Source organism: Mammaliicoccus sp. F-M27, from assembly GCF_022387115.1.
Classification (GTDB): domain Bacteria; phylum Bacillota; class Bacilli; order Staphylococcales; family Staphylococcaceae; genus Mammaliicoccus; species Mammaliicoccus vitulinus.
Genome location: NZ_JAJNIE010000002.1, coordinates 337479 through 350279 on the forward strand (window position 1 = coordinate 337479; position 12801 = coordinate 350279).

The 12801-nt window shown below is 31.9% G+C and carries 11 protein-coding genes; 1 reads left to right on the forward strand and 10 read right to left on the reverse strand.

Annotation, left to right across the window (positions count from 1 at the left end):
* Positions 1-92: 92 nt before the first annotated feature.
* The 10 genes from sdhB to zapA form a co-directional block, all read right to left on the reverse strand.
* On the reverse strand, positions 93-902 hold the full coding sequence (sdhB, locus tag LQ598_RS04145) for a succinate dehydrogenase iron-sulfur subunit (RefSeq protein WP_016911435.1): 810 nt from the start codon (positions 900-902) through the stop codon (positions 93-95).
* A gap of 2 nt (positions 903-904) precedes the next feature.
* Entirely contained in the window at positions 905-2668 is a 1764-nt protein-coding gene (gene sdhA, locus LQ598_RS04150) for a succinate dehydrogenase flavoprotein subunit (RefSeq protein ID WP_016911436.1), read from the reverse strand.
* Positions 2669-2700: 32 nt separating this feature from the next.
* Complete coding sequence (locus LQ598_RS04155) at positions 2701-3312, reverse strand: succinate dehydrogenase cytochrome b558 subunit (RefSeq protein ID WP_107556852.1); 612 nt, start codon at positions 3310-3312, stop codon at positions 2701-2703.
* Positions 3313-3506: 194 nt separating this feature from the next.
* Positions 3507-5288, reverse strand: coding sequence for an excinuclease ABC subunit UvrC (gene uvrC / locus LQ598_RS04160; RefSeq protein WP_107556851.1), 1782 nt, complete (start codon positions 5286-5288; stop codon positions 3507-3509).
* A gap of 173 nt (positions 5289-5461) precedes the next feature.
* Positions 5462-5776: a thioredoxin gene (gene trxA / locus LQ598_RS04165; RefSeq protein WP_016911439.1), complete on the reverse strand. Its 315-nt coding sequence runs from the start codon at positions 5774-5776 to the stop codon at positions 5462-5464.
* A 111-nt stretch (positions 5777-5887) separates the two neighbouring features.
* On the reverse strand, positions 5888-6634 hold the full coding sequence (locus tag LQ598_RS04170; RefSeq protein WP_016911440.1) for an enoyl-CoA hydratase/isomerase family protein: 747 nt from the start codon (positions 6632-6634) through the stop codon (positions 5888-5890).
* A gap of 122 nt (positions 6635-6756) precedes the next feature.
* Entirely contained in the window at positions 6757-9105 is a 2349-nt protein-coding gene (locus tag LQ598_RS04175; RefSeq protein ID WP_016911442.1) for an endonuclease MutS2, read from the reverse strand.
* 27 nt (positions 9106-9132) lie between these two features.
* Positions 9133-10836 (reverse strand): DNA polymerase/3'-5' exonuclease PolX, encoded by a 1704-nt coding sequence (gene polX, locus LQ598_RS04180; protein WP_107559307.1) that lies wholly within the window; start codon positions 10834-10836, stop codon positions 9133-9135.
* Positions 10837-10897: 61 nt separating this feature from the next.
* Complete coding sequence (locus LQ598_RS04185) at positions 10898-11425, reverse strand: CvpA family protein (protein WP_107556849.1); 528 nt, start codon at positions 11423-11425, stop codon at positions 10898-10900.
* The gene (zapA, locus tag LQ598_RS04190) at positions 11422-11694 is read right to left on the reverse strand and encodes a cell division protein ZapA (RefSeq protein ID WP_103322280.1); all 273 of its coding nucleotides are present in this window, start codon (positions 11692-11694) and stop codon (positions 11422-11424) included. Before zapA ends, LQ598_RS04185 begins: the two co-directional genes overlap by 4 nt.
* Before the next feature lie 178 nt (positions 11695-11872).
* On the opposite strand from zapA, the gene rnhC reads away from it, so the two are divergent.
* Complete coding sequence (rnhC, locus tag LQ598_RS04195) at positions 11873-12799, forward strand: ribonuclease HIII (protein ID WP_107556848.1); 927 nt, start codon at positions 11873-11875, stop codon at positions 12797-12799.
* The last annotated feature ends 2 nt before the right edge of the window (positions 12800-12801 follow it).

The window sequence follows — 12801 nt, forward strand, 5'->3', positions numbered from 1 at the left end:
AATTAATTGGTCTATTTTCCCCTATTCAAAATAGCAAAAAACCTTTAAAACCAACTTTATAATTGGCTTTAAAGGTTCTTGAGTTAAAATATTTAGTTAACTTCGTGATCTGATCCGAAGAATGATTTAAACATTTGGAATGTCGCTTCTCTGTTCATAGCTGCAATAGATGTTGTTAAAGGAATACCTTTTGGACAAGCATTAACACAGTTTTGTGAACTACCACATTCTTGAATACCACCATCAGACATTAATGCTTTAATTCTCTCATCTTTAGTCATACTACCTGTTGGGTGTAAGTTGAAAAGACGAACTTGAGAAATTGCTTGAGCACCCATGAAATTATTATTCACATTAACGTTAGGGCATACTTCTAAACATACACCACAAGTCATACATTTAGATAACTCATAAGCAGTTTGACGCTTTTTCTCAGGCATACGTGGACCGGCACCTAAATCATAAGTACCATCAATCGGAACCCATGCTTTAACTTTTTTCAAGTTATCAAACATACGAGAACGATCGACTTGCAAGTCACGTATTATTGGAAATGTCTTCATTGGTTCTAGCTTAATCGGTTGTTCTAACTGATCAATAATTGCTGAACATGATTGACGCGCTTTGCCATTGATAACCATAGAACAAGCACCACATACTTCTTCAAGACAGTTCATATCCCAAGTGACTGGTGTTGTTTTTTCACCATTTGAAGTAATTGGATTTCTTTGTATTTCCATCAAAGCTGCAATTACGTTCATATTTGGTCTATAAGGAATCTCAAATTTTTCTTCGTATGGTTGTGATTCGCCATTTTCTTGACGCTTTATAATAATTGAAATTGTTTTGTTTTCTTGTTTTTGACTTTGTTCATTTTGTTCAACTGTTTGAGTGTCTGCCATTATTATTTACTCCCTTCAGATTTCTTAGAGTAATCTCGTTTACGAGGTTTAATGTGACTAATATCCACTTCTTCATATGAAAACTCAGGTGCTTCTTCTGGTCCTCTGAACTGAGCAATAGTCGTTTTCAACCATTCTTCATCATTACGTTCAGGGAATTCTGGTTTATAGTGTGCCCCACGAGATTCATTACGATTGTATGCACCAATTGTAATAACTCTTGCTAGAACTAACATATTCCATAATTGACGTGTGAAGAATACAGCTTGGTTACTCCATGTTGAAGTATCTTCCATATCAATATTTTGATATCTCTTCATTAATTCAACAATTTTCTTATCTGTTTCGAGCAGTTTATCATTATGACGAACAACAGTAACGTTTGCAGTCATTATTTCTCCTAATTCTTTGTGCAACTTATAAGCATTTTCAGTACCTTTAAGATTTAGAAGATGGTCAAACTTCTCTTGTTCTTCATCAATACGTTTTTGGAATATTTCTTCACCTAACTCAGTGTATGATGTTTCAATATTTTTAACGTATTCCATTGCGTTTGGTCCTGCAACCATACCGCCATATATTGCTGATAATAAAGAGTTAGCCCCTAATCTATTACCACCATGTTGAGAGTAGTCACATTCACCTGCTGCAAATAAACCTTTAATATTAGTCATTTGATCAAAGTCTACCCAAATTCCACCCATTGAATAATGGACAGCTGGGAAAATTTTCATTGGGACTTTACGAGGGTCGTCACCAGTGAATTTTTCATATATTTCAATTATACCACCAAGCTTAACATCTAATTCATGTGCGTCTTTATGTGATAAATCAAGATAAACCATGTTTTCACCGTTAATACCAAGTTTTTGGTTTACACACACATCAAATATTTCACGTGTTGCAATATCACGAGGTACTAAGTTTCCGTAATCCGGATATTTTTCTTCTAAGAAATACCAAGGTTTACCGTCTTTATAAGTCCAAATACGTCCACCTTCACCACGTGCAGATTCACTCATCAATCTTAACTTATCATCACCAGGTATAGCTGTTGGGTGGATTTGAATAAACTCACCATTTGCATATTTAGCACCTTGTTGATAAACGACAGAAGCTGCAGAACCAGTATTAATCATTGAGTTTGTAGACTTACCAAAGATAATACCAGGACCACCTGTTGCCATAATGACAGCATCTGATCCGAATGCTTCTATCTTAGAATCTGTTAAGTTTTGAGCTACAATACCACGAGCTGCATCTTCATCATCTTTAACGATTCCTAAGAATTCCCAGCCTTCATATTTTGTAACTAATCCTTTAACTTCATAACTTCTAACTTGTTCGTCTAATGCATATAGTAATTGTTGTCCAGTTGTTGCACCTGCAAATGCAGTCCTATGATATAAAGTACCACCGAATCTACGGAAATCTAATAGACCTTCTGGCGTACGGTTAAACATAACACCCATTCTGTCTAATAAATGTATGATACTAGGTGCTGCTGCAGTCATATTTTTTACTGGTGTTTGGTTAGCTAGAAAATCTCCACCATACACTGTGTCATCAAAGTGAATTAAAGTAGAGTCACCTTCACCTTTTGTATTAACAGCTCCGTTAATACCACCTTGTGCACAAACAGAGTGTGAACGTTTAACAGGTACTAATGAGAATAAATCAACATGTGCACCTTTTTCTGCAGCTTTAATCGTTGCCATCAAACCTGCTAAACCACCACCGACAACAATAATTTTGTTGTTTGCCATAAAAATTGTCACTCCCCTAAAAAGTATAAATCCTATACGAATGCAAATATAGCTCTTAAGCCAATAATACTAATTACGATAAATACAAATAAAGTTACATATGTCATAACACGTTGTGATTTAGGTGATTGTGTAATTCCCCATGTGATGAAGAATGACCATAGACCATTTGAAAAATGGAATATAACACTTAATACACCCACAACGTAAAGCGTTACAGAAATAGGATTAGATAAAATATCTGATACCATATCAAAATCAACATGATGACCTAATGCAGCTTGAATACGTGTTTGATACACATGTACAGCTATAAATATAAATGAAATTATGCCAGTTACACGTTGTAATAAAAACATCCAGTTTCTGAATAATGAATGTCTTCCTACATTTTCTTTAGCTGTAAACGCTATGTATAATCCATAAATAGCGTGGAATAGTATAGGAATATAAATAACTACAACCTCTAACACTATTTTAAATGGTAAATTCCACATAAAATCAGACGCTTTATTAAAAGCCTCCGGGCTAATAGTTGCAAAGTGGTTAATTAATAAATGCTGAATTAAGAATATTCCTATAGGAATTACACCTAATAATGAATGAATACGACGTAAAATAAACTGTTTTTCGCTTGACGCCAAAAGAAGTCCCCCCTAACTTTAATCTATGGCTCTATCGTTATATTATAGATATCATAACCTGAAAACGATTACATATATCCTAAAAAAAATTCGATGAGCATTACATGTATATTGTAACATCATTAAGTAAGAATTTGGGCATGAGAATTATTCTCATACCCAAATATATTCATTTTTTATTGTAAATTTACTCTTTAATTACTAAGCTTATTTACTAAGTTTTGGGCAACTTTTTCTGGAAGGCCAATTTTAATAAATTCTTCTATATTTGATTCACGCATTTTCTTAATAGAACCAAAATGTTTCAACAATGATTGCTTTCGTTTCGGTCCTATTCCTTCTATTTCATCTAACGCAGATTTTAAAGTTGTCTTTTGTCTCGTCGATCTATGAAAACTTATGGCAAATCTATGCACTTCATCTTGGATACGTTGAAGTAAATAAAATTCTTGTGAGTTTTTCTTTAGTGGTATAATTTCTGCTTGCGCACCATAAAGTAATTCTGACGTTTGGTGTTTATCATTTTTACTTAATCCTGCTATTGGAATATCGAGTCCTAACTCATTCTCTAACACATTTCTTACTGAAGACATATGTCCTTTACCACCATCAACAATGATCAAATCTGGTATTGGCAGGCCTTCTTTTAATACTCTAGTGTATCTTCTTCTAACAGCTTCTTGCATAGATTTATAATCGTCAGGTCCTTTGACAGATTTAATTTTGTATTTACGATAATCTTTTTTACTCGGCTTACCATCTACAAAGGTAATCATTACAGATACAGGATCCACACCTTGTATATTAGAGTTATCGAAAGCTTCAATTCTTATAGGTGTCTGTATACCCATAGCTTCCCCTAAATTTTCTATAGCTTTAACAGTTCTAGATTCGTCTTTAGCAATAAGTTCGAATTTATTTTTCAATGAAATACTCGCATTCTTAATTGCCAAATCCACCATTTCTTTTTTCTTACCTCTTTTAGGTTGAATAACCTTTGAATCAACTACTGACTCTACAGTTTTAATATCCACATTCATTGGTATGTGTATTTCTTTAGGCGTTAAATGTTGATTTAAAGTATAAAACTGACCTATAAATGTATAAAATTCTTCTTCAGCAGTTTGTATGATTGGAATCATAGAAGCTTGTCTTTCTATTAATTTCCCTTGTCTAATAAAGAATACTTGAATACACATCCAGCCTTTATCTACTGAATAACCAAATATATCTCTCATTGTCATATCGGATGACATCATATTTTGTTTATAATTCAACATTTCTATATGTTGAATTAAATCTCTATATTCTTTAGCTTCTTCAAATTTCAACATTTCACTTGCTGCGTTCATTTTATCATTCAAGTCATTAACAATCGTTTTATCATCGCCATTTAAAAAGTCTGTAATCTCTTTAATCATCGCCTGATATTGAGCTTGCTCTACAGGATATACACATGGACCTAAACATTGTCCTATATGGTAATATAAACAAACTTTATTCGGCATCGTTACACATTTTCTTAAAGGATAAATTCTGTCTAGTAATTTTTTCGTTTCATGTGCTGCATAAGCATTTGGATATGGACCAAAGTATTTACCTGAATCTTTTTTCACCGTTCTCGTCACGATTAATCGTGGGTGCTTTTCTTTCGTTATTTTAATAAACGGATAACTTTTATCATCTTTTAATAATATATTGTATCTAGGTTGATGCTTTTTTATAAGGTTCAACTCTAGTAATAATGATTCAATTTCACTAGATGTCACAATAAATTCGAAATCTCTTATTTCTCCGATTAATCGAGTTGTCTTTTCATCATGTGCACCTGTAAAATAGCTTCTCACTCTGTTTCTTAAACGCTTTGCTTTCCCAACATATATAACAGATTGATGTCTATCTTTCATAATGTAACAGCCTGGATCAGTAGGCAGTACATCTAGTTTTTGTTTGATTCTTTTTTGGTAGTCTTCCACCTTTTTCACCTACCTTTTTATAGTAATTATATCAACAAAATTTAGTTTAACCAAAACATACGTTCTATACTATATTAGAAATAACCATAAGTTTTTACAATAGTTACGCAAAAAAACTGTCTACAAAGTCTTTCACTTTGTAGACAGTCTATGGTTACCTTTACACGTTTATATTAATAGTGTTTAGATAATACTTGTTCTAGTTGTTCTTTAGGTTGGAAACCTACTACTTTATCTACAGCTTCGCCATCTTTGAATACGATTAATGTTGGAATACTCATTACTTCATATTTAGCAGCTGTTGCTTGATTTTCATCTACGTCTAATTTAACGATATTAGCTTTACCTTCAACGTCTTTAGCCAAATCTTCTAATACTGGCGCGATCATTTTACAAGGTCCACACCAAGGTGCCCAGAAGTCCACTAAACTTACGCCTTCTTTAATTTGTTCGTCAAAATTTGCATCTGTTGCTTTTACTAATGCCATTGGAAAAATCCTCCTTGTTAACTTATGATAATGAGAGTATAGCACGCTTTATTTAGCAATGCATGTTGTTTGCTCAATCTGTATTGTAATAGATGTTGCACTTGGAATCAATTACTTAAATTGTGGTTTTCTTTTAGTGATAAATGCATTTATACCTTCTTCTGCATTTTCACTTTCAATAATATCAACAAAATGCCTTTCTTCTATTTGATCACTTTCTAGTGATAAATCTAAATTAGACATTTGTTTAATCACTTTAATAGAATTTAAAGACTTAGAAGCAATACTATAAGCTAACTTTTCAGTTGCTTTTTCTAGTTCTTCTTTATCTTCAACAATTTCATTGAACAAATGCTGAATGTCATCTAAATTGACATTCTCACCAGTTAAAGCAACTTGTAACGCTTTATGTTGACCGATCATATAAGACAGTCTTCTGACGCCACCAAATCCAGGAAATATACCTAAATTAATTTCAGGTAATCCTACTTTCGTATCTTTCGTAATCAACCTCATATCGCATGCTAAAGCGAGTTCAAATCCGCCACCTAAACACACACCATGAATAGAACTTATAACTGGTTTATGACAAGTTTTGATTAATCTAAATAATTTAGCACTTGTTGATGCGAGATCTAGTCTTTCATGTTTAGTTAAATCTGGGAATGATTTAATATCTGCACCAGCAGAAAAACATTTTTCATTCCCTTTAATGACGATAACTTTTATATGATCATCAAATCCTTGAGTCTCTATTGCCTCAATAATATTTGTTAAAACTTCTTCATTCAAAGCATTAACAGGACCATGATTTAAATGAATAAAAAGAACTTGGTTCTCTACATGTGTTTTAATCAATTTAATAACCACCTCTATAAGAATATTAAATAAGCAATACCTGCAATAAATGTTAAAGCAGAAATAACGAGCAACACTTTTGCTAGTTTATACATATCAAAATTATCCAATATGTTTCCTCCTTATTTCAATGTCACAACTGTAACACCAAACCCACCTTCTGATGGCATGCCTGTTCTATAAGAATCTACTGAACGATGTCTTTTCAGATGGTCCGTTACACCTTTTTGTAATGCTCCAGTACCTTTACCATGAATAATGTTTACAGTACTGTAATTTGAAAGAACAGCTTGGTCGATATATTGATCTAATTCTACCATAGCTTCATCATAACGATAGCCACGTAAATCTAAGTCCATTTTTATTGTTGAACGGTTCGTTCTTGGTACGACTTTACTTGGTTGTTGTTTCTTTTTATCAAGTTTTTCTAAATCTTTTACTTCGATTTTCATTTTTAATATACCCATTTGAACGACTACTTCGTCATCATTTACAACATCAATCACTTCACCTTTTTGACCATAAGATAATACTTTAACGTCATCGCCTTTTTCAATTTTATCATGACGCTCTTTTTTAACATTTTGTTTAATTGATTCAGCTGTATATTGATTGTCTAGTCGTTTTTTTCTTTCAATGAGTTCGTGTTCTTTAACATTAGCGGCCGAATTGTCTCGCATATCTCTCAATTCTTGTAAAATTGTTTCAGCTTCTTTTGTTTTCTGTTTTACTTCTTGATTTGCTTTATTTCTTGCTTCGTCCATTAATTGTGTTTTGAAATTTTCGAAACGTTGTAATTCATGAGCTAATGATTGATGTAGTTCTGTTGATTCTTGTTTTAATTTCTCAACTTCAATTCTATCATTTTCTACAGACTTCGCATTTTTTTCTAGAGATTCAATCATCACATTAATTTCTTTTTCATCTTGACCAATTAAAGATTTTGCATGGTTAATTAATTCATTCTTTAATCCTAATTTTTTCGAAATTTCAAATGCATTAGATCGTCCTGGTATGCCCATTAATAATTTGTATGTTGGTCTTAACGTTTCCACATCAAACTCAACACTCGCATTCATAACTTTATCACGATTATAACTATATGCTTTAAGTTCAGGATAATGTGTTGTAGCCATAATTAAAGCATCTCTTTCAATTGTGTAATCAAGTATGCTCATCGCTAAAGCTGCACCTTCACTCGGATCAGTACCTGCACCAAGTTCGTCAAATAAAATTAAAGAATCTTTATCAGCTTGATCTATAATATTGACGATGTTTTTCATATGAGATGAGAATGTTGAAAGCGACTGTTCTATAGACTGTTCATCACCAATATCACAAAATACTTTTTTAAAAATCGTAATAATTGCGCCATCTAATGTAGGGATCAACAATCCTGACTGAGCCATCAATGTAATCAAACCTACTGTTTTAAGTGTCACTGTTTTACCACCAGTATTTGGACCTGTAATAATAACAGCGTTTATATTTTCTTTAAATTCAATTGTATTACTAACTACTTCAGTTTTGTTAATTAATGGGTGTCTCGCTTTTGGTAAATAAATTGCTCTATCATCTGATAAAACAGGTTTTGTCGCTTTAATTGTTGCCCCAAATTTTGCTTTAGCTGTTATAAAGTCTAAGTGTCCCATGACTTTCGTGCTCGACAATAGTTCATAACCCACTTCGCTAACCAACTCAGTTAAGATATAAAGCAATCTATCTTTTTCTTCTTTCTCTTTAGCTTTAACTTGTGATATTTGATTGTGCATTTCTACTATTGCACTTGGTTCAATATATAAAGTTTGTCCTGATGCAGATTGGTCATGCACGATACCACTGAAATCATGGCGATATTCAGCTTTAACCGGCAGTACGTATCTATCATTCCTAACCGTTAAAATAGAATCAGATAATTTCTTTTGATTGGCTGATGATTTTACCATTTGTTCTAATCTTGATTTAATGCGATCATTCGTTTTTTTAATTTGATGTCTTAATTCTGCTAACTTCGGACTCGCAGTATCAAATAAATCGTGTTCATCACATTGTTCACTAATTTGATTGAGTAATTCACTCAACACAGGTAGTTGAGCAACATATCCATCAATGATTGGATAAAGAATATCTTCATCTTCGTCAACGATACTTGCATAGAACGTTTTAAATCTATTTTGAACTTGAATATTTCGTTTAATTTGATTCAGTTCTTCAACATTTAGTAAACTACCGATTTCAGCTCTTCTAACAAAAGATTTAATATCTTTTAACCCTGAATAACCTGGCACTCTATGTTTATTATATATTTGAGTCATTTCATCTGTTTCATTCAAACTATGTTGAACTGTTTCCATTTCATCACTTGGTTTAAGTTCATTAATGAGTCGCTCTGCAATATCACTTGTTGCATGAGCAGATAATTGTTGAATAATTAAGGGATACTCAAGAACTTTTAATGTTTTTTCATTCATACTATCTTCCCTCTTCTTTGAATACTTTTATTTATTAGATTTAATCCATTGTTTAAATTCTTCACGTGTTTTAGCATTGATTACTTGTGATTGTTTTACCCAACCTTTTTGTGCTGTACCGACACCATATTTCATAAAATCAAAATGATCAATATGATGTGCATCAGTATTTATTGTAATCATTAAATCAGGATTGTTTTTCAACACTTCTGCATTTAAATCTAATCTTTGTGGATTAGCATTCAATTCTAATACTGTGTTTGTTTCCTTAGCCATTTTAACAAGTTGTTCAATATTTACTTTGTATCCTTCTCTTCTACCGATAATACGACCAGTTGGATGTGCAATATGTCTTACATATTTGTTTTCACATGCCACTTTAAGTCTATTCATAATTTCTTCTTCCGTTTGATTAAAACTTTGGTGAATAGCTGCTATGACATAGTCTAGTTCTTTCAAAACTTCATCAGGATAATCTAGCGTACCATCTGGCTTAATATCCATTTCTGTTCCGCTATAAATATCGATTTCTTTATACTTTTCATTTAACGCTTTAATTTTTTTATTTTGTTCTAATAAACGTTCTATTGATAAACCATTAGCGACCGCTAAACTTCTAGAATGATCTGTGATACAAATGAATTGATACCCACGTTCAATAGCCGCTTCAATCATTTCTTCTAATTTAAATGCACCATCACTATATGTAGTGTGCATATGAATATCTCCATTGATATCTTCTAATTTAATAATATCTTGGATATTTTTATCAAACTCCGTTCCATCTTCTCTCATAGTTGGAGGAATGTATGGAACATTGAAATGGTCATATATTTCTTTTTCACTTTGATAAGTAATAACGTTACCATTGCTTTCTTCTATACCATATTCACTCACCTTTTCATTTCTTTGTTTGGCGAGTTGTCTAATTTTAATGTTGTGGTCTTTTGATCCAGTGAAATGTTGTAAAGTGTGATAGAACGCTTCAGGTTTAATGAGTCTAAAATCAACACCTATGACTTCATCTCCAATTAACAAATCTAATGAAACTTTCGTTTGTCCAACTGCAATTTGCTCTTTAATTTCTGGGAATTTTAATAATAGTTGTTGTACTTTCGACTCATCTTCTGTAGAAATAATATAATCTAAATCTTTGCTCGTTTCTCTCATTCTTCTAAAACTACCCGCTACTTGATATTGAATAATTTCATCAATGCCATCCAAAAATTGATTAATCACTTCGTGTGCTTTAATGATTGTATTAATTGGATATCTCTCAGGTCTTTGTCCTAAAACTTTTGCTTCTTCTAAAAGTTTTTGTTCTGTTTTTTTAGCAAAGCCAGATAATGCAGAAACTTGATTATTTTCACACGCTTCAATTAAGTCTTCTTTATTTTTAATATTTAATTCTTTATATAGTTTAGCAATTTTTTTGCTACCTAATCCAGGTATTTTAAGCAATGGTATTAATCCTTCTGGAATTTCTTCTTTAAGTTCGTCTAAGTAACTTTGAGTGCCATGATTAATATATTCATTAATCACATCACCCACTCCTTTACCAATACCTTTTAAAGTTGTAACGTCTTCTATTTCATTGATCGTTCTTTCATCTGTTTCTAAAGATTGACTTGCTTTTCGATAAGCAGAGACTTTGAAAGGATTTTCTCCTTTAATTTCCATATAAATTGCGATTGTTTCTAACATTTTTACGATATCTTTTTTAGTTAACATATCTAATCCTCCGTAAAAAAAGTCATAGGTTGTCCCATGACTTTTTTTAATATAAATTCATTTAATTTGCAAGCCATTTTACTAATTGTTCAGATAAGAATGGTGTCTTCGATAATATCACATTTCCAATAGATGATTGATGGAATGCATCAATAAATGATGGAACTGGAATAACTGCAATTGCAGCTAACATAATAATAACGACTAAGTACGCCTCTATAAAACCAAGTGCCATACCAAAGTATCTTGCATATTTGCCTCCAAAATCCATTTGGTGATAAAAATCAAACACTGTTGCTACAATTTGTAAAATCACTTTAGTAAAAACAAATAAAATGAGAATCGCCATAATATTATAAAATGCATTCTCATTATTAATATTATTAAATATAGTATTTTTCCCTTCCGTAGACGCACTAGGGTAAGGCAAAATTAAATGCAGTTGTTTACTAAATGGTGCATAACATATAGTGGCGATTACCAATGAACAAATAGTACCAATAGCGTGTAGTGACTGGAGTACTAAACTACGTCTATAGCCAATGATGACTCCTAATATTAAACATAAAATTATAAATAATGTAATCATTCTAAATATCCTTTATTTTTTAATTGTTTGATTTCTTCTTTTAACTTTTCATTTTCCTCTTCTAATTTAACATATTCATGCATAACATTAACAGCCGTGAGTACAGATTTACGCGTAGTATCTAATCCAGCATTCAGCTGTCCTAACGCTTGAATCTTCTCATCAACTCTTCCAGCTACATATCGAATATGCGAAGGATCGTCTTCACCAATTATTGTATAATGTTGATCATTTATAACTACTGTCACTCTGTTTTTGTTTTCACTCATTATACTACCCCTGTTCAAATTATAAATGGAATTTCTATATATTTAATCATACTATATTATACATGACATATGTTCATTTGTGTATGGATATCCACTAAGTTCATCTGAGAATATTCGTTTATATCATAAATTTGTGCTACTCTATTTATAGAAAATATATTAAAGGCAGGACACAAACTTGGCAAATATCGTAAAAAAGATTGATTCTCAAACAATCAATAAAATAATAAAACAATATAATATGGACACTGAAAACCTACCAACTGGTACTTTAGCTCGTAAAAAAATAAAAAGCACACAAGTACAAATATATCGTTCTAAAAAAATCATGTTTCAAGGTAAAGATGCTGAACAAGTTGCAAGTTCAGTATTAGGAGAAAAAATTATGCCTTCTACTCCTAGTAAATCTATTCCAAATAAAATACATACCTTCGACTTACACAATACAATTGGTAGTGATGAAGCGGGCAGTGGTGATTATTTTGGACCTTTAACCGTGTGTGCAGCATACGTTTCTAAAAAGAATGCTAAAATATTAAAAGAAATAGGTGTGATGGACTCTAAATCATTAACGGACATAAAAATAGTAGAACTAGCAGAACATATTATTCAAATATGTCCACATTCATTAATCGTACTTGATAATCCCAACTATAATACGAAGCAATTAGAGGGATGGAGTCAAGTTAAAATGAAAGCTGTCTTACACAATCAAGCGATCAAAAATGTCATAACGCGCGTAGAGGAATCTGAATTAGAACAAATTGTAATCGATCAATTTGTCCAAGCCAGTACATATGAAAAGAATATTATAGGTTCAATGCCACGAAAAGACATTACATTTTTCGAAACAAAAGGTGAATCAAAATCTATCGCAATCGCTGCTGCAAGCATCATAGCAAGATATGCATTTGTTAAACATATGGATAGATTAGCTCAAGAATTAAACGTCATCATACCAAAAGGCGCAAGTAATAAAGTAGACTTACAAGCAGCCAAAATCGTTCAAAAATATGATATTAATCAGCTTGATGCAATAACTAAAAAACATTTTAAAAATAGAGATAAAGTATTAGATCTCATAAAACGTAAAAGGAGAAATTAGTA